Origin of the sequence: Pseudomonas sp. MWU13-3659 (assembly GCF_023757525.1) — a bacterium.
Taxonomy (GTDB): domain Bacteria; phylum Pseudomonadota; class Gammaproteobacteria; order Pseudomonadales; family Pseudomonadaceae; genus Aquipseudomonas; species Aquipseudomonas entomophila_E.
This window is the reverse complement of sequence record NZ_JAMSHW010000007.1, coordinates 167,868-186,297: the sequence shown is the minus strand read 5'-3', so window position 1 is coordinate 186,297 and position 18,430 is coordinate 167,868. Positions and strand designations below refer to the sequence as shown.

Below are 18,430 nucleotides of genomic sequence, written 5' to 3'. Positions count from 1 at the left end.
AGGTCATGCTCGAGCTTGCCGTGGAGCAGATTGCCATGGGCCAGAAGGCCGCCGACAAGGGCGAGGCGCTGGCCTTGCTGGCCGGGCGGCTGGTGGCTGATGGGCTGGTGGCCGAGGGGTACCTCGCAGGGCTGCATGCCCGCGAGGCGCAAGGCTCGACCTTCCTCGGCCAGGGCATCGCCATCCCTCATGGCACGCCACAGACCCGCGACCAGGTATTCGCTACCGGCGTGCGCCTGATGCAGTTTCCCGAGGGCGTGGACTGGGGCGACGGCCAAGTCGTCTACCTCGCCATCGCCATTGCCGCCCGCTCCGACGAGCACCTGCGCCTTCTGCAACTGTTGACCCGCGCCCTGGGCGAAACCGACCTGGCCGAAGCCCTGCGCCGGGCCAGCTCCGCCGAAGCGCTGCTCAAGCTGCTGCAAGGCGCCCCCCGCGAGCTGGCGCTGGACGCACAGTTGGTCGGCCTAAGCCTGGCCGCCGAGGACTTCGACGAGCTGGCCTGGCGCGGCGCCCGCCTGCTGCAACGCGCCGGCTGCGTCGACAGCGGTTTTGCCGCGGTGCTGCAACAAGCCGAACCGCTGCCTTTGGGCGAAGGCCTGTGGTGGCTGCACAGCGAGCGCCAGGTGTTGCAGCCTGGCCTGGCCTTCATCACCCCTCAACAACCCCTGCGCTACCGCGACCAGCCGCTCAATGGCCTGTTCTGCCTGGCCAGCCTAGGCGCTGCTCACGAAGCGCTGCTCGAGCGCCTGTGCGAAGTGCTGATCGAAGGCCGTGGGCAGACGCTCTACCAGGCCACCAGCAGCCGCGCCGTGCTCGAAGTGCTCGGTGGCGAGGCGCCCACCGACTGGCCCAGTGCCCGCGTGGTGCTGGCCAATCCTCATGGCCTGCATGCCCGCCCGGCCAAGGTGCTGGCGCAACTGGCCAAGGGCTTCGAGGGCGAAGTGCGGGTGCGCCTGCTCGACAGTGGCCAGCCCGCGGTATCGGTGAAAAGCCTGAGCAAGCTGCTCAGCCTGGGTGCGCGCCGTGGCCAGACGCTGGAACTGGTCGCCGAGCCGGCCATCGCCACCGATGCCCTGCCGGTGCTGCTGGCGGCCATCGAGCAAGGTCTGGGCGAGGACGTCGAGCCGCTGCCGGCGACCGTGCCGCCGACCGTCGAGCCAGCGGCCGAAGCCCTTCAGGCGCCGATTCCAGGCAGCCACCTTCAAGGTGTCGCTGCATCGCCGGGCATCGCCAGCGGCCCGGCCCACGTCTGTGTCGAGCGAGAGATCGACTACCCTCTGCGCGGTGAATCCCCCGCGCAGGAGCGTCTGAAGCTACGCCAGGCCATCGAAGCCGTGCACGGCGACCTTCAAGCGCTGGTACAGCGCAGCGACAAGGCCATCGGCGAGATCTTCGTCACCCACCAGGAAATGCTCGCCGACCCGGCCCTGACCGACGAAGTCGAGTTGCGCCTGGCTCAAGGCGAGAGCGCCGCCGCAGCCTGGATGGCAGTGATCGAAGCCGCCGCACGCCAGCAGGAGGCGCTGCATGATGCCCTGCTGGCCGAGCGCGCCGCCGACCTGCGCGATATCGGTCGCCGGGTGCTGGCGCAGTTGTGCGGCGTGCAGGACACCCCGGCGCCCGAACAACCCTACGTGCTGGTGATGGCCGAGGTCGGCCCGTCGGATGTGGCGCGCCTGGACCCGGCCCGGGTCGCCGGCATCGTTACCGCCCAAGGCGGCGCCACCGCCCACAGCGCCATCGTCGCCCGTGCCCTGGGTATCCCGGCCGTGGTTGGCGCCGGGGCTGCGGTGCTCTTGCTGGACAGCGGCACCCCCCTGTTGCTCGACGGCCAACGTGGCCGGGTGGTGGTCGTACCGCCTGCCGATGAACTGCAGCGTGCCCTGGCCGAGCGCGATGCCCGCGAACAGCGCCTGCAAGCCGCCTGGGCCAACCGCCACGAGCCGGCGATCACCCGTGACGGCCACCGCGTGGAAGTGGTGGCCAACATCGGCGAAAGCAGCGGTATCGACAAGGTGGTGGAGCAGGGCGCCGAAGGCGTGGGCCTGCTGCGCACCGAACTGATCTTCATGGCCCACCCCCAGGCGCCCGACGTGGCCACCCAAGAAGCCGAGTACCGCCGCGTGCTCGATGGCCTGGCCGGTCGGCCGCTGGTGGTGCGTACCCTCGATGTGGGTGGCGACAAGCCGTTGCCTTACTGGCCCATCGCGGCGGAGGACAACCCCTTCCTCGGCGTGCGCGGCGTGCGCCTGACCCTGCAACGGCCCCAGGTGATGGAGGACCAGTTGCGCGCCCTGCTGCGCGCCGCCGGCGACCGGCCGCTGCGGATCATGTTCCCCATGGTCGGCCAGGCCCACGAATGGCGCGCGGCCAAGGCCATGGTCGAGCGCCTGCGCCAGGAGATCCCGGTCAGCGACCTGCAGGTCGGCATCATGGTCGAGGTGCCCTCGGCCGCCTTGCTGGCGCCGCAACTGGCCCGCGAAGTGGACTTCTTCAGCATCGGCACCAACGACCTCACCCAGTACACCCTGGCCATCGACCGCGGCCACCCGAGCCTGTCAGCCCAGGCCGACGGCCTGCACCCGGCGGTGCTCAACCTGATCGACATGACCGTGCGCGCCGCCCATGCCCATGGCAAGTGGGTGGGCGTGTGCGGCGAGCTGGCGGCCGACCCGCAGGCGGTCGCCGTGCTGCTGGGCCTTGAGGTGGACGAGCTGAGCGTGTCCGCCCGCAGCATCCCTGAAGTCAAGGCCCTGGTGCGCCAGGCCAACCATTCGACGGCCCGCGCCCTGGCGCGCGAGGCCCTGCAACAAGACAGCGCCGAAGCGGTCCGGGCGCTGGTGGAGCGTTACTGAGATGGCCAAGATCCTCACCCTCACCCTCAACCCTGCGCTGGACATCACCGTCAGCCTCGAGCACCTGCGCCCGGGCCAGGTCAACCGCAGCCAGGCCCAGTACAGCCATGCTGCCGGCAAGGGCTTGAACGTCGCCCAGGTGCTGGCCGACCTGGGGCACGATGTCACCGTCGGCGGCTTTCTGGGCTGCGACAACCTGCAACCTTTCGAGGCGCTGATCGGGCGACGCGGTTTCGCCGATTGTTTCGTGCGCGTGCCGGGCGAGACCCGCAGCAATATCAAGCTGGTCGAAGCCGATGGCCGGGTCACTGACATCAACGGCCAGGGCCCGCAAGTGGACGAAGCTGCTCAGGCCGAGTTGCTGCGCAGGCTTGCGCAGATCGCGCCCGGCCATGACGCGGTGGTGGTGGCCGGCAGCCTGCCGCGTGGCATCAGCCCGCAGTGGCTGCGTGCACTGCTGGATACCCTCAAGGCCCAAGGCCTGAAGGTGGCGCTGGACAGCAGCGGCGAAGCGCTGCGTGCCGGTTTGCAGGCGATGCCGTGGCTGGTGAAACCGAACACCGAGGAACTGGGCGAGGTGCTGGGGCTGGCGGTGAACACCCTGGCTGAACAGCGCGCCGCCGCCCGGCAATTGCTGGCCACCGGCATCGAGCATGTCGTGGTGTCCCAGGGCGAGCAGGGCGTGAACTGGTTCGCCAGTGGCCTGGCGCTGCACGCCCAACCCCCTCAGGTGCGCATCGCCAGCACCGTGGGCGCGGGCGACTCGCTGGTGGCCGGGATGGTCCATGGCCTGCTGCAAGACGAGCCCGCCGCAGACACCTTGCGCCGCGCCACGGCCATCGCCGCCCAGGCGGTGACCCAGGTCGGTTTCGGCATTGACGACCGTGACCAGCTGGCACGGTTGCAAGCCGGCGTACAGCTGACAGAACAACAAGAAGAGGGCTGCTGATGAACATCGCCATTGTCACCGCCTGCCCCAACGGCCAGGTCTCCAGCGTGCTCAGCGCGCGCCTGCTGGCCGCCGCCGCCCAGCGTCGCGGCTGGAGCACCAGCGTCGAAGTGCAGGACGCCGAACACCCAGAACGCCGCCTGACCCCGGCGCAGATCGCCGAGGCCGACTGGGTGCTGGTGGTCAGCACCGGCCCGGTGGACCTGGCGCGCTTCGCCGGCAAACGCCTGTACCAGAGCACCCCGGCCCAAGCCCTGGCGGACCGCGAAGGTTTCCTCGACGAGGCGGCGGCCAAGGCACAGGTTCAGGACGTGGCCCCGGCCGTGGCCAGCGCTGCGGTGAAGATCGTCGCGGTGACCGCCTGCCCCACGGGCGTGGCACACACCTTCATGGCCGCCGAGGCCCTGCAGCAGGCCGCCCAGGCGCTGGGCTACCAGCTCACCGTCGAAACCCAGGGCTCGGTCGGTGCGCGCAATCCCTTGTCTAGCGAAGCCATCGCCGAAGCCGATGTGGTGCTGCTGGCCGCCGATATCGAAGTGCCCACGGCCCGCTTCGCCGGCAAGCGCATCTACCGCTGCGGCACCGGCATCGCCCTCAAGCAGGCCCGCGCCACCCTGGACAACGCGCTGAACCAGGCCAAGGTCGAGAGCACAGGCACCAGTGCCCCGCAAAAGGCCGAGAAGGCCGGCATCTACAAGCACCTGCTGACCGGGGTGTCGTTCATGTTGCCGATGGTGGTGGCGGGTGGCCTGCTGATCGCGCTGTCGTTCGTATTCGGCATCGAGGCCTACAAAGAGGCCGGCACCTTGCCCGCCGCGCTGATGCAGATCGGCGGCGAGGCGGCGTTCAAGCTGATGGTGCCATTGCTGGCGGGTTATATCGCCTGGTCCATCGCCGACCGCCCGGGTTTGGCCCCGGGTATGATCGGCGGTCTGCTGGCCGGCACCCTGGGCGCGGGTTTCATCGGCGGCATCATCGCCGGTTTCCTCGCCGGCTACAGCGCCAAGGTCATCGCCCGCTGGGTGCGCCTGCCAACGAGCCTGGAAGCGCTCAAGCCGATCCTGATCATCCCGCTGCTGGCCAGCCTGTTCACCGGCCTGGTGATGATCTACGTGGTCGGCCAGCCGGTGGCGGCGATGCTCGAAGGGCTTACGCAGTTTCTCGACAGCATGGGCACCACCAACGCCATCCTGCTCGGGCTGTTATTGGGCGGCATGATGTGTGTCGACCTCGGTGGGCCGATCAACAAGGCGGCCTATGCGTTCTCGGTGGGGCTGCTGGCCTCGGCCAGCTACGCGCCGATGGCCGCGACCATGGCCGCCGGCATGGTGCCGCCGATCGGCCTGGGCATCGCCACCTTCCTGGCCCGGCGCAAGTTCGCCCAGAGCGAGCGCGAGGCCGGCAAGGCGGCGCTGGCGCTGGGGTTGTGCTTCATCTCGGAGGGGGCGATCCCGTTTGCCGCCAAGGACCCGCTGCGGGTGATCCCGGCGAGCATCGCCGGGGGCGCGCTGACCGGTGCGCTGTCGATGTACTTCGGCTGCAAGCTGATGGCACCCCATGGCGGGTTGTTCGTGCTGCTGATCCCCAACGCGATCAACCACGCGCTGCTGTACCTGCTGGCGATCCTGGCGGGGAGCCTGGTGACGGCGGTGGTGTATGCCGTGATCAAGAAGAGCGAGCAGGTGGAGATGGTGGTGGCGCCTGCCAAGGGGTAGCGTCTGGTTGCTTGCCGGGGCCTTGCCCCCAGGCAGCTATTCGAAGGTTGTACCGATCCTGGTGTAATCGCTTGAAGCAAAGATCCCTGTCACTTTGGCGGTAACGTTGGCTTCCAGTATCTGCCCCATGAATCGACTGTCATTGGAGTTGTCGCGGTTGTCGCCCAGCACGAACACATGGCCCGGCTCGACCACCACGGGGGCCAGCGTCAGCGAGTGTGGGTGTCTGACCATTTCTGGCAACGCATGGAAAAGTCCCAGGTTGCTGCCATTGACGATCAGCTCGCCATTGACGATCTCCAGCGTGTCGCCGGCCACGCCTGCCACGCGCTTGAACTGAGTTGTGCCGTTTTCTTCGCTGTACAGCACGATGTCACCGACCTTGGGGGCGTCGGCCCGGCAATCACCGATGATGTAATCACCGACTTGCAGTGCAGGTCGCATCGATGTCGAGGGGATTATTCCGACCTGGAATCCGAGCAAAGGACCGGTCACTTGCAGCAGCCCTACAAGCATGATGAGTATCGCCACTGCATAGGCGGCCAGTCGCTTACCTGAGGGTTGCTTGCCGGCTCGGCCGCGATGTGCAATCCAGGCTGCCGTGCAGGCCAGTACAAGGTTCAAGGTGTCGGTGATGGCAAGACCGGCGATCAGCGCCGTGGGCGAGGCGAACCATCCAACCAGATAGAACAGGAATACTTGCGAGGCGATGGCGGCCAGCGCCCAGTACAGCCGACCCACATAGAACAGGCCCCAGAAGGGTATCAGCAAGCACAACACAAACGCCCACGTGGCGGATTGACGGGATTGCATGGGAGGCGATTCATCCGTGAGAAGGGCGGGAGTGTGTTTGTCGGCGTGCCCTGGCGAACCTTGAGCGGATTCCCCTCAAATGTTGCGCCCCTTGGCTCGCAACGGCTTCAACAGGTCACCCAACCCGTTGTGGTCGATCTCGTGCATCAACGCCAGCAACCCGCCCAGTTCGCCGGGCGGGAAGCCCTTGCGGGCGAACCACGCCAGGTAGTCGCCCGGCAGGTCGGCGATCAAGCGGCCCTGGTACTTGCCGAAGGGCATGGTGCGGGTGACCAGCAGTTGCAGTGATTCAGGTTTCATCAGCTCGGGCCTGGGCAGGGTTGGACCGCGAACCATACTGCAATCTGCACGACGGCCCAAGCGGCGATCATGCAGAACGCTGCTTTTCGGGTTTTGCTGAGATCTTCTAAGTAATTGATATTGAATAAGTATTTTTACAGCTCAGGGCTGGCATGAAGCCTGCTCCGTTACAGGTGACTTCCACCTGCCAAGGAGTAGTTGCCATGAGCAATCCCAACAAAGACGTGATTGACGTACTCAACGACCTGATCGAATACAGCAAGGATGGCGAGAAAGGCTTCAAGGCGTCCGCCGACGATGTGAAGAACCCTCAACTCAAGGCGTTCTTCGTCCAGCGCGCCGGTGAGTGCGCCAATGCCGCAGGCGAGCTGCAGGGCGAAGTGCGTCGCCTGGGCGGTGATCCGGAAACCAGCACCAGCATCAGCGGTGACTTGCACCGTGGCTGGGTCAACCTCAAGTCGATGGTCACCGGCAAGGATGAAACCGCCGTGCTCAATGAAGTGGAGCGGGGCGAGGACCATGCCCTCAAAGCCTACAAGGAAGCTCGCGAAAAGTTGGTCAAGCTGGGGCGTAGCGTTAGCGACCCGACCTACGTGCTGGTAGAGAAGCAACTGCAGGGCGTGCAGCGCAATCATGACCAGGTGAGGGCGCTGCGTAACGCGGCCCGCGCTGGGTCTTGAACTTCGGGGCCGCTTTGCGGCCCATCGCGGCTGAAGCCGCTCCTACAGGTGTCCCGCCGTTCCTGTAGGAGCGGCTTCAGCCGCGATGGACTGCCAGGCAGCCCCAAGCTCACATTGCCGGGTCCTGGGGCCCTTCTACCCGGTTCCGACCATTGGCCTTGGCCCGGTACAACGCCTCGTCCGCATCACCTAGAAGCGCCGCCAGATCCTGCTGGGTGCCCGGGATGTGCAAGCCGATACCCACGCTGACAGTCACCGCACGCACATCGTCACCGAACGGCGGCATCGCTTCGACGCTGCCCCGGATACGCTCGGCCAACAGTTGGGCGCCGGCAAGATCCGTCTCTGGCAGTACTACCTGGAATTCCTCCCCGCCATAGCGCGCGGCCAGGTCAGCCGGGCGCCGGATGCACAGCTCGATGGTCTTGGCCACCTCGCGCAACACGTGGTCGCCGCCTGCATGGCCATGGCGCTGGTTGAACGCCTTGAAATGGTCCACATCCACCATCAGCACCGCCAGCGGCCGGCGATTGCGCTGGGCGCGCGCCCATTCCTGGCGCAGCACCTGGTCCAGGCGACGGCGGTTGGCCAGGCCCGTGAGGCTGTCGGTGGCGGCCAGGGTCGCCAGGCCCTGCTCGGCTTCATGGCGACGGCGCAGTTCGCGGCCCAGCAGCAGGGTGAGCCAGAGAATGCCGATGCACAGCACGCCGGTGGCCACGCTGACCAGGATCGCCGTGCGCCGCCACGACTGGAACACCTCGTCCGAGGAGTGCACCACCAGCACGATCAGCGGCAGGTCGGCGACCCGGGCGAAGGTGTAGATACGCTGAACGTCATGGGTGCTGGAGCGGGCCGTGAAGCTGCCGCTGCGCTCGCTGAGGATGCGTTTGAAGTTGGGGCGTTCGCTGAAGCTGGCGCCGATCAGCGGGTCCTGCGGGCGGGTCGGTTGGCGCGCCAGCAACTGCCCGTCGGTGTTGAGCAGGTTGATACTGCTGTCCACACCGATGTCCAGGCGTTCGAACAGTTGGTTGAAGTACGACAGGCGCAAGGCACCGGCGGCCAGGCCGAGGAATTCGCCGTTGCTGCCAGTGATTCGCCGGCTGAAGCTGATGCACCAGTCCAGCTCGCCCAGGCGCGCCTTGAACGGTGGGCTGATCAACAGGCCCATGCCGGGGCGGTCGCGGTGGGTCTGGAAGGGCACGGTGTCGGCGAAGTTGGCCTGGCGCGGGATGATGCTGGTGGAGTCGCCGACCACATCGCCTTTGTTATCGAGCCAGAGGATGTCGCCGCGGATGGGCGCGGTGAACGCCTGGTTGAACAGGATCTGTTGGCGCAGCTTGGGCGGCACGTTGAGCAGTTCCGGGTGTCGCACCGCCCAGACCAGGCCCTTGAGCGACTGGTCGTAGAGTTCGACGTTGCGCAGGATGTCGCTTTCGATCAATTGCACGATGTTGCTCGACGAGCGCATCGCCGACTGCTCGACGCTGTCGCGCTCGCGGGCCAGCAGGTAGCTGACGATGGCCACGATGGCGAGCACGGCGAGGCAGCTGCCCAGGTTGAGGATCAGCTCGGGGTGTGACTTGTACAGGGCGGATCGTGGTGATCGGGTGGGCAACGTCATGCTCGCAACTGCATAAGCCCCGGGATCCATGGGGAATGGGCCGGAAAGCGGCGGGCGATATTCTAGGGAAGCGGGGATTGTCGGACAAGATTAAAGGTGTTCCGCCCGACGGAAATGATTCAGTAGGGCTATCGCGGGGCGTACGACAATTCTGAATCTGCAACCGAATGCTTCAGCCGAGCATTGCTTCGGACCTATCCTACGCAACTGCCGGAAGGGTCCGGATATGCCGGGAAATTCATCAGGGCTAACGTCGTCGGGTCGCCAAATGGGTGACCGGGTGTGAGAACCCGACGATATGACTGTTAGCCATCTTAATGGCAGCCGTGTTCGGGCAGACCCTTGGTCTGGCCGGGTTTCATGTCCTCGGTTTCTCACCCCGTACACGGTTGCCACCCAATCCCGTGAGAAAGGTTCAAGTGGCGATTTCTTCCAATCGACATGAGCGATTCAGAATGAAAAAGCGAGTACCTGACCCACCCATCCCCTACATCTCCATCATCAATCACCTCACCGTCGACGAAGTCCGGGACCACGCCGCGGTCCTGATGTCGACGATCCACAAGACCGCCGATGTCTACCTGGCCTTCAAACCCGAAGACCGCCCCGAAGTGCTGGTGGACAACCTCTGCATCCTTGCCCAGTTGCTCCAATGCCTGTTCGAACACACCAGGTCGCAGGAGGTGGCGCCATGAGCGAAAAGCCCGAACCCGGCTACACCGCAGGCGAGGAGACCTTTCTCGAATGTTTTCGTGTTCAGCCCGGTGTGCCCTTCAGCCGGGCGTTCGATGAAATCTCAGTGTTGCAGGGCTGCATCCTGCACCTGACCACCGAGGCGGAATTCGAAGGGGATTTGCTGGCGGGGAGTGCGGCGCGGATGCTCAGTGCCATGGCCAAGGCGCTGATCAATGACCTGGAGATCGGGTTGAATCGAAATCGGTGAGTGGGGCCGCGTTGCGGCCCATCGCCGGCAAGCCGGCTCCTACAGGGGACCCAGGTAGGAGCCGGCTTGCCGGCGAAACGAGGGCGAAGCCCTCGCCCCCGATCCCGGATCAGAACACGTTCAGCGGATAATCCACGATCACCCGGAACTCGTCGTTGTCCGCCGTCGACGAGTACGCCGCGTTGGCGCGGTGCGTGGCATAGCGCAGCAGCACCGACAGGTCCTTCAGCTGGCCTTCCTGGAACACGTACTTCACGTCGAAGTCACGCTCCCAATGCCGGACGTTCTCGCCCTCGGCGTTGTAGAAGTTGTAGTACTGGGTGTCCTGGCTGGCCTTGGTCAGGTCGGCCTTGCCGCGCGAGTACGACAGCGTCGAAGTCAGGCCAGGGATACCGAGGCCAGCAAAGTCGTAGTTGTACTGCAGCTTCCACGAGCGCTCGTTCGGCGCGTTGAAGTCCGAATACATGCGCGAGTTGTCCAGGTAGATGCTGTCACCGAGGTTGATGTAGTCGAACGGCGTGTCGCCGTTGACCCGCTGGTAGGCGGCGGTGACGCTGTGGTACCCGGCGGCCACGGTGAAGTGCACGCTCCAGGTGTTGTTGTCGATGTCGCCCAGCTTCGACTGGCCGGTGTCCTGGGTGTGGTAGAAGTGCACGCCGGGGTTCAGGCTGACCAGGTCGTTGATCGGGTAGGTGTAGTCGAAATCGGCGTAGTACTGGTTCCAGATGTCCTTCAGCTCGGCGGCGTAGACGTTGGCGGTGACGCCCTCGGTGCCGCTCCACGACGCGCCGGCCCAGCTCAGGTTCTGGCTGTCCTGCTCGGGCGTCTGGTTGCTGTAGTAGGTGTTGATGCGGCGGTGGCCGCTCTGGTTGTACGGCTTGGTGAAGCTGACCTTGCCGCCTTCGAGCATCAGCCCGTCGATGCTGCGGTTGGTCACGGCGACGCCGCGGAAGGTCTGCGGCAGCATGCGGCTTTCGCCACCGGCGATCACCGGGTTGGTGAGGAACAGGTCACCGGCCTTGAACTCGGTGTCGAAGCCCTTGAGCTTGATCGCGCCGCCGGCGGTGGAGAAGGCGTGGCGCGCTTTGTCGCCAGGGGTGCTCGGCAGGATCGAGGTGCCGGCGTGGCCGGAGCCGCCGTCCAGCTTCAGGCCGACCATGGCGTGGGCGTCGAGGCCGAAACCGATCACGCCCGGCGTGTAGCCGGACTCGAAGCGGGCGACGGCGCCTTGGCCCCACTCGCGCTTGTCCTTGATCTGGGCATTCTTCTCGTTGCGGTTGAAGTAGGCATTACGGAAATGCAGGTTCAGCGTGGAACCTTCGATGAAGCCATCAGCCTTGGCTTCATCGGCCTGTGCGGCCACGGGCATCGTTGCGGTCAATGCAACGAACAACGGGGTGAAACGAAACGCAAAAGACACCGGTACAAACTCCTTTGGTCAAGCGATGGGGCAGTTTTTTATTGTCGTGCCTGCAAGTTTCTTATTAGAGACGTAACAGCCGGGCTGATATTTTCGACACATAAAAAAAGCCGCTGCGGGGCAGCGGCTTGGAAAGGCTAACATATCGTCACAGGCAGTGCCCATGGTGTAGCCAAGGGAAATCTGGAGACGCGGGTGTGGCCCGATCAGCTGTCGGCGTTGTCGTCGACCGACACCTTGGAAGCAGTCTGCTGCACGTCTTTGGCAGCGTCGGCCTGGCGTGCCGCGAAGGCTTCCTGGTGAACAGTGGCAAGTTCGGCGTTACGGGCGACGAAGGCCGGGGATTCTTCCGCCATGGCCAGGGGCGACAACAACAGGGAAGACAGGACGAACACGCTGGCAATACCCATACTGTTGGACATTTGATGCAACCTTCTTGCGGGGCAAGTGCTAATGGAGACAGGGCTTAAGTTAGTCCCGTAAACACATGGGAAACAGAGGCCGTTTAGATAAGCACTGTTGCGCAAAAAGTAATGATCAAGATGAATAACTTCAGATTTTTACCGCAAACCCGCGTAGTTGAGCGTTCGGCAGGCTAATGCCAAATGTGTTGGCGCCGGCTTCGCTGTGCACGAAAACACTGCCGCCATGCATCACGGCGATGGCCTTGACGATCGCCAGCCCCAACCCATGGTTGCCACCCCCGCTGTTGCTGCGCGCCGCATCCACCCGATAGAACCGCTCGAACAGCATCGGCAGGTGCTCCTCGTCAATCGCCGGCCCCGGGTTGCTCACGGCGATGCTCACCTGCTCCTCACCTGCCTCGATACGCACCTGGATCACCTGGTGCGGCGCCGTGTGCTGCACAGCGTTGTTCAGCAGGTTGATCAGCGCCCGGCGCAGCTGGGCCTTTTCGAAACAGGCCTGGGCGTCGCCGCTGACGCTGACGCTGACTTGGGCGTCTTCGAGGATGTAGTCGAGGTAGTCGAGGGTGGTGGCCACTTCCTCGGCCAGCGAGGCGCTGGTCAGCGAGGTGGCCTTGCTGCCCTGGTCGGCGCTGGCCAGGAACAGCATGTCGTTGATGATGCTGCGCAGGCGCTCCAGCTCTTCGAGGTTCGATTGCAGCACTTCGAAGTAGTGTTCGGCGCTGCGCCCGCGGGTCAGGGCGACTTGGGTCTGGCCGATCAGGTTGGTCAGCGGCGAGCGCAGTTCATGGGCGACGTCGGCATTGAAGGCTTCGAGCTGTGAATAGGCCTGGGTGACGCGGTCGAGGGCGGCGTTGAAGGCGCCGGCGAACTGCGCCAACTCCGGGGGCAGGTCGTGGGTCGGCAGGCGGCCGTCCAGGCGCGGCGGGGCCAGGGCCTGGGCTTCGTCCGACAGGGCTTGCAGGGGCTTGAGGCCGATGCGCGCCACCCAGTAGCCGAGCAGCGAGGCCAGCAGCACGCCGAAGGCGGCCAGGCCGACGATGGCCACCAGCAGGCTGTGCTGGGCCTGCCAGAAGGTCTCGGTGTCGATGCCGATCAGGAAGCGCAGCGGCGGGCGGCCACCCAACGCCGGCAACTCGCTGACCAGCACTTTGTACGGGTAGGGGCTGCTGGCCAGGCGCAGGTCGCGCATGCCTGGCGCGCCCTCGGCGAAGGCGCGGACCTGTTCGGTGGGGTGGCCGTATTCGAAGGCCGGGTCGCTGCTGACCACCCAGAAGCGGATGCGCCGGTCTTCTTCGCTCAGCAGGTTGAGCTTGTTGTTGATCTTGGCCCAGTGCTCGGGGGTGCCGAAGCGGTTGAGGGTGGATTCGAGCACGCTGAAGCGTGCGTCCAGTTCGGCGGCCGGCAGCAGGTCGAGGCTGCGGTCGACCTGGCGGTACAGGGCGCTGCCGATCAGCACGAACACCGCCAGGGCCACCAGGGTGAACAGGGCCGAGAGGCGCAGGGCGATGGAGTTGCCGGGTTTGCCTGGGAAAAGGTTCATGGGCGACTACCCCAAGGGGCTGCTTTGCAGCCCTTTCGCGGCACAAGGCCGCTCCTACAGGAGGCCGCGATCCTCTGTAGGAGCGGCCTTGTGCCGCGAAAGGGGCGCGCAGCGCCCCCAAGGCTACCCACGGTGCTCCAGGACATAGCCCATGCCTCGAATGGTATGCAGCAGCTTGTTGTCGAACGGCCCGTCGAGCTTCGCCCGCAGGCGCTTGATCGCCACCTCGACCACATTGGCGTCGCTGTCGAAGTTGATGTCCCAGACCAGTTCGGCGATGGCGGTCTTCGAGAGGATCTCACCCTGGCGCCGGGCCAGCACGCTGAGCAACGAGAACTCCTTGGCAGTGAGGTCCAGGCGTTGCCCCGCGCGGGTGGCCTTGCGCGCCATCAGGTCAATCCACAGGTCGGCGACCTGGATCTGCAAGGGCTCATGAATGGCGCTGCGCCGGGTCAGCGCCTGCAGGCGGGCGACCAGTTCAAGGAACGAGAACGGCTTGCCCAGGTAGTCGTCGGCGCCTTCGCGCAAGCCATGGATGCGGTCCTCGACCCGCTCACGGGCGGTGAGCATGATCACCGGCGTCTGCTTGCGTGCCCGCAGCGCGCGCAGCACGCCGTAACCGTCCAGGCCCGGCAGCATCACGTCGAGCACGATCACCGCGTAGTCGCCTTCCAGGGCCAGGTGCAGGCCGTCGATGCCGTCGCGGGCCAGGTCGACGGTGAAGCCTTGCTCGCTCAGGCCGCGATGCAGGTAGTCGGCGGTTTTCTCTTCGTCTTCGATGATCAGCACACGCATGGTCTTGTCTCAACTGGCGCTTGGCGCGGCGGCCGGGGTGGCCCGGCGGCGGTGGAACAGGTGTTCCAGGGCCAAGTATATGACCGGGGTGGTGAACAGCGTCAGGGCCTGGCTCACCAGCAGGCCGCCGACCACGGCGATACCCAGCGGCTGGCGCAGCTCGGCGCCGGTACCGAAGCCGAACATCAGCGGCACCGCGCCGAGCAGGGCGGCGAGGGTGGTCATGATGATCGGGCGGAAGCGCACCAGGCACGCCTGGCGGATCGCCTGCTCGGGCGTCATGCCCTGGTGGCGCTGGGCCTCGAGGGCGAAGTCGATGAGCAGGATGCCGTTCTTCTTGACGATGCCGATCAGCAGCACCACGCCGATCAAGCCCATGATGCTGAAGTCCTGGCCACTGGCCCAGAGCAGGATGATCGCGCCCAGGCCTGCGGACGGTAGCGTGGAGATGATGGTCAGCGGGTGCACGAAACTCTCGTAGAGCACGCCGAGGATGATGTACACCGCCACCAGTGCGGCGAGGATCAGGTACGGCTGGCTCGACAGCGAGCTCTGGAACGCCTGGGCCGCGCCCTGGAAATTGCCGGCGATGGAATCGGGCATGTCCAGCTCGCGCTGGGTGCGTTCGAGGATCTGCACCGCGTCGCCCAGGGCCACGCCGGGGGCCAGGTTGAACGACAGGTTGGCGGCCGGGAACAGGCCGTCGTGGCTGATCGACAGGGGGCCGGTGCTGGGCGGCGCGACATGAGCCAGGGCCGACAGCGGCACCATCTCGCCGGACAACGGCGAGCGCAGGTAGAAGTAGTTGAGGCTCTCGGCTTTGCCGCGCTGGCGGGCGTCCAGTTCGAGGATCACCTTGTACTGGTTGGTTTCGGTCTGGAACTCGCTGATCTGGCGCTGGCCGAAGGCGTCGTACAGGGCCTGGTCGACGTCGGTGGTGGTCAGGCCGAAGCGCGCGGCGGCCTGGCGGTCGATGTCGATGCGGGTGACGCTGGCGCCCAGTTGCAGATCGTTGGACAGGTCGCGGAACGCCGGGTTTTCCCGCAGGCGCTCGGTCAGGCGTTGCGTCCACTGGTTCAGCGCCACGCCGTCGTTGCTCTTGAGCACGTACTGATATTGGGTGCGCGATGGGCCGGAGCTGAGGTTGATGTCCTGGCCAGCACGCATGTACAGGACGATGCCCGGCACCTGGGCCAGTTTCGGGCGGATCCGGTCGATCCACTCGCTGGCCGATACATCGCGCTCGCCCCGTGGCTTGAGCGAGATCCAGAAGCGGCCGTTGGCGATGGTCTGGTTGCTGCCGGTGACCCCGACCGAGTGCGAGTAGGCGCGCACGGCCGGGTCGTCGCCGATGATCTTGGCCAGGGCCAGGTGCTTGTCGATCATCGAGGAGTACGAGACATCTGCTGCCGCCTCGGTGGTGCCGAGGATGAAGCCGGTGTCCTGCAGGGGGAAGAAGCCTTTGGGGATGCCCACGTAGCCGGCCACGGCCAGGGCCAGGGTGAGGCCGAACACGCCGAGGGTGATACGCCGATGGGCCAGGGCGCGGTCCAGGCCTTTCTCGTACCAGCGCAGCAGGCGCGGGCCGAACCCGCCCTCATGCTCGCCGGGCGGGCGGCGCATGAACAGTGCGGACAGGGTCGGGGCCAGGGTCAGCGACACCACCACAGAAATCAGGATGGTGGCCGTGGCGGTCAGCGCGAATTCCTTGAACAGCCGGCCTACTACGCCGCCCATGAACAGCAGCGGGATAAACGCGGCGATCAGCGAGAAGCTGATCGACACCACGGTGAAGCCGATTTCGCCGGCGCCCTTGAGCGCGGCGGTGCGGCTATCGTCGCCGGCTTCGAGGTGGCGGTGGATGTTCTCCACCACCACGATGGCGTCGTCGACCACGAAGCCCACGGCGATGACGATGGCCACCAGCGTCAGGTTGTTGAGGCTGAAACCGGCCATGTACATCAGTGCGCAACTGGCGATCAACGACACCCCCAGCACGCTGGAGACGATGAAGGTCGCCGACCACTGGCGCAGGAACAGCGCCATCACCCCGATCACCAGGGCCACGGCGATCATCAGGGTCAGCTCCACCTCATGCAGCGAGGCGCGGATGGTCTGGGTGCGGTCCTGCAGCACCGAGACCTCGACCGAGGCCGGCAGCATCTCCTGCAGGCGGGGCAGGGCGTCGAGCACCCGGTCCACGGTATCGACGATGTTGGCCCCGGGCTGGCGGAAGATCACCAGGTTCAGGCCGGGCTGGTCGCCGGACCAGGCCTTCACATAGGCGTTCTCGGCGCCGTTGATCACCTTGGCCACGTCGGCCAGGTGCACCGGCGCGCCGTCGCGGTAGCTGACGATCAGCCTGGCGTAGTCCTCGGGGTGGAACAGCTGGTCGTTGGCGGCGATGGTCGACACGCTGTGCTCGCCATAAAAAGCACCCTTGGCCAGGTTGAGGCTGGTCTGCTGGATGGCCTGGCGCACGTCGGCCAGGGTCAGGCCGATGGCGGCGAGCTTCTCGGGCTGGGCCTGCACGCGGATCGCCGGGCGCAGCTGGCCGGTGATGTTGACCAGGCCGACCCCGTCGATCTGGCTGAGCTGGCGGGCCAGCAGGGTCTCGGCATAGTCGCTGAGCTCGTTGCCGGGCATCTGCGCGGAGCTGACGGTGAGGATCAGCACCGGGCTGTCGGCCGGGTTCACCTTGCGCCAGGTGGGGGGGCTGGGCAGGTCCTGGGGCAGGCGCGCGGTGGCGGTGTTGATCGCGGCCTGGACCTCCTGGGCGGCGGTGTCGATGTTCTTGTCGAGGGTGAACTGCAGGATCAGCGTGGTCGAGCCCAGGGCGCTGCTGCTGGTCATCTGGGTCATGCCGGGGATGGCGCTGAACTGCACCTCCAGCGGCGTGGCCACCGACGAGGCCATGGTCTCGGGGCTGGCGCCGGGCAGCGCGGCGGTGACCTGGATGGTCGGGAAGTCGGCTTCGGGCAGCGGCGCCACCGGCAGGCGCGGGAAGGCGATGGCGCCCAGCAGCACCAGGGCGAAGGTCAGCAGCAGGGTGGCGATGGGGTGGTCGATGCACCAGGCCGAGATGCCGTTGCGGGTGTTCATGGCTGGCTCCTGCGGTCGGCCATCTCGGCCGGCGCCGGGGCATCCGGCGTGACCTCGACCTTCGACCCCGGCTTGAGGCGCGACTGGCCATCGAGCACCAGCTGGTCGCCAGCCTTGACCCCGGCGACGATGTTCAGCGTGCTGTCCTGGTACAGCACCTTGACCGGCACGCTGGTGACCTTGTCGCCGTCCACGCGGTAGACGAAGTGGCCGTCGATGCTGCGCTGCACCACCGGCGGTGGTACCACCAGGGCGTTTTCATCCACCGCCGTGCGCAGGCGCACGGTGACCAGCTGGCCGGGCCACAGGCGGCCGTCCTGGTTGTCGAACTCGGCCTTGACCCGCACGGTGCCGGTGGTGGCCGATACCTGGTTGTCGATCAGGCTGAGGTGGCCCTTGGCGAGCAGGCTGCGTTCGCCGTCGGCGTCCATGTAGGCCTCGACCTCAGCCGGCGTGGCTGTTTTCAGCAGGCTTTGCAGGGTTGGCAGCTGTTGCTGGGGCAACGAGAACTCCACGGCGATCGGGTCGATCTGGGTGACGCTGAACAGGCCCTGAGTGTCGGTGGTGCGCACCAGGTTGCCGGGGTCGACGTTGCGGATACCGACGCGGCCGGTCACCGGCGAGGCGATGCGGGTGTAGGAGAGCTGCACCGTGGCGTTGTCGATGGCGGCCTGGTCGCCGGTAATCGTGGCCTGAAGTTGGTTGACCAGCGCTTGTTGCTGGTCGAGGGTCTGCTTCGACACACCGTCGTCGGTGCTGAGCAACTGGTAGCGCTTGAGGTTGACCCTGGCCACCTGCAACTGCGCCTGGGTCTGGCCGAGCTGGGCGCGGGCCTGGTCGAGGCTGGCGCGGATCGCCCGGTCGTCGAGGGTGGCCAGCAGGTCGCCCTGCTTCACCCATTGCCCTTCCTTGACCAGCACCTGAGTGAGCACACCCTCGACCTGGGGGCGCACCTCGACGCTGTGCAGCGACAGCACCGAGCCGATGGCACCGATGTAGCGCGGCACGTCCTGCTGGGCGACGGCGACCACCCGCACCGGCACGGCGCTCGCGCCACGGCTGGCGGGGGCCGACGGCCGTTGGGCCAGCCAGAGGCCGGCAGTGGTCAGGGTGACCAGGGCCAGGGCGGCGAGAACGAGGGGGCGGGACGGACGTCGCATCGGGCGGGCACCTTGGCCAGGGGGCGGAAACAATTTTCGGTTATCCAGGGTTATAGCGCGCCGACCGGGTCGCCAGCGTGACGCCTGGCTGTCACGGCTGTCAGTT

Annotated in this window: 15 protein-coding genes; 6 read left to right on the top strand and 9 right to left on the bottom strand. The window is 66.1% G+C overall.

From position 1 onward, the window contains the following. Positions 1 to 5 precede the first annotated feature (5 nt). The 3 genes from ptsP to NGM28_RS11675 are packed head-to-tail and all read left to right on the top strand — an operon-like array spanning position 6 to position 5,522. Positions 6 to 2,858, top strand: a complete 2,853-nt coding sequence (gene ptsP, locus NGM28_RS11685) for a phosphoenolpyruvate--protein phosphotransferase (RefSeq protein ID WP_252090234.1) — start codon at positions 6 to 8, stop codon at positions 2,856 to 2,858. A 1-nt stretch (position 2,859) separates the two neighbouring features. Then, positions 2,860 to 3,807: a 1-phosphofructokinase gene (gene pfkB, locus NGM28_RS11680; RefSeq protein WP_240066324.1), complete on the top strand. Its 948-nt coding sequence runs from the start codon at positions 2,860 to 2,862 to the stop codon at positions 3,805 to 3,807. Continuing rightward, positions 3,807 to 5,522, top strand: coding sequence for a PTS fructose-like transporter subunit IIB (locus tag NGM28_RS11675; protein ID WP_252090232.1), 1,716 nt, complete (start codon positions 3,807 to 3,809; stop codon positions 5,520 to 5,522). Before pfkB ends, NGM28_RS11675 begins: the two co-directional genes overlap by 1 nt. Positions 5,523 to 5,558: 36 nt before the next feature. On the opposite strand, the gene lepB is transcribed toward NGM28_RS11675, so the two are convergent. Further along, positions 5,559 to 6,335 (bottom strand): signal peptidase I, encoded by a 777-nt coding sequence (gene lepB, locus NGM28_RS11670; protein ID WP_252090230.1) that lies wholly within the window; start codon positions 6,333 to 6,335, stop codon positions 5,559 to 5,561. A 75-nt stretch (positions 6,336 to 6,410) separates the two neighbouring features. Further along, complete coding sequence (locus NGM28_RS11665; protein ID WP_252090228.1) at positions 6,411 to 6,635, bottom strand: DUF3820 family protein; 225 nt, start codon at positions 6,633 to 6,635, stop codon at positions 6,411 to 6,413. Between the two features lie 203 nt (positions 6,636 to 6,838). Here NGM28_RS11665 and NGM28_RS11660 point away from each other — a divergent pair, with 203 nt between their 5' ends. Next, positions 6,839 to 7,315, top strand: coding sequence for a ferritin-like domain-containing protein (locus tag NGM28_RS11660; protein ID WP_240066326.1), 477 nt, complete (start codon positions 6,839 to 6,841; stop codon positions 7,313 to 7,315). Between the two features lie 109 nt (positions 7,316 to 7,424). Here the strand turns inward: NGM28_RS11660 and NGM28_RS11655 are convergent, their stop codons facing one another. After that, positions 7,425 to 8,930 (bottom strand): sensor domain-containing diguanylate cyclase, encoded by a 1,506-nt coding sequence (locus tag NGM28_RS11655; protein WP_252090293.1) that lies wholly within the window; start codon positions 8,928 to 8,930, stop codon positions 7,425 to 7,427. A gap of 461 nt (positions 8,931 to 9,391) precedes the next feature. On the opposite strand from NGM28_RS11655, the gene NGM28_RS11650 reads away from it, so the two are divergent. Then, on the top strand, positions 9,392 to 9,631 hold the full coding sequence (locus NGM28_RS11650) for a hypothetical protein (protein WP_252090226.1): 240 nt from the start codon (positions 9,392 to 9,394) through the stop codon (positions 9,629 to 9,631). Further along, positions 9,628 to 9,879 carry a DUF3077 domain-containing protein gene (locus NGM28_RS11645; RefSeq protein ID WP_252090224.1) on the top strand — a complete coding sequence of 84 codons (252 nt, stop codon included), beginning with the start codon at positions 9,628 to 9,630 and terminating at the stop codon, positions 9,877 to 9,879. The genes NGM28_RS11650 and NGM28_RS11645 overlap by 4 nt, the downstream gene beginning before the upstream one ends. Positions 9,880 to 9,988: 109 nt before the next feature. Here the strand turns inward: NGM28_RS11645 and NGM28_RS11640 are convergent, their stop codons facing one another. From NGM28_RS11640 to NGM28_RS11615, 6 genes are all read right to left on the bottom strand, one after another. Beyond that, a complete protein-coding gene (locus tag NGM28_RS11640) occupies positions 9,989 to 11,299 on the bottom strand; it encodes an OprD family porin (protein WP_252090223.1) in 1,311 nt (436 codons plus the stop codon). 206 nt (positions 11,300 to 11,505) lie between these two features. Next, complete coding sequence (locus tag NGM28_RS11635; protein ID WP_240066783.1) at positions 11,506 to 11,721, bottom strand: hypothetical protein; 216 nt, start codon at positions 11,719 to 11,721, stop codon at positions 11,506 to 11,508. A 130-nt stretch (positions 11,722 to 11,851) separates the two neighbouring features. Continuing rightward, a complete protein-coding gene (locus NGM28_RS11630) occupies positions 11,852 to 13,267 on the bottom strand; it encodes a heavy metal sensor histidine kinase (protein ID WP_252090221.1) in 1,416 nt (471 codons plus the stop codon). A 123-nt stretch (positions 13,268 to 13,390) separates the two neighbouring features. Beyond that, positions 13,391 to 14,062: a heavy metal response regulator transcription factor gene (locus NGM28_RS11625; RefSeq protein ID WP_011532275.1), complete on the bottom strand. Its 672-nt coding sequence runs from the start codon at positions 14,060 to 14,062 to the stop codon at positions 13,391 to 13,393. A 9-nt stretch (positions 14,063 to 14,071) separates the two neighbouring features. Beyond that, the gene (locus NGM28_RS11620) at positions 14,072 to 17,164 is read right to left on the bottom strand and encodes a multidrug efflux RND transporter permease subunit (RefSeq protein ID WP_252090219.1); all 3,093 of its coding nucleotides are present in this window, start codon (positions 17,162 to 17,164) and stop codon (positions 14,072 to 14,074) included. Then, the gene (locus tag NGM28_RS11615; RefSeq protein ID WP_240066780.1) at positions 17,161 to 18,324 is read right to left on the bottom strand and encodes an efflux RND transporter periplasmic adaptor subunit; all 1,164 of its coding nucleotides are present in this window, start codon (positions 18,322 to 18,324) and stop codon (positions 17,161 to 17,163) included. Before NGM28_RS11615 ends, NGM28_RS11620 begins: the two co-directional genes overlap by 4 nt. Positions 18,325 to 18,430: the final 106 nt, after the last annotated feature.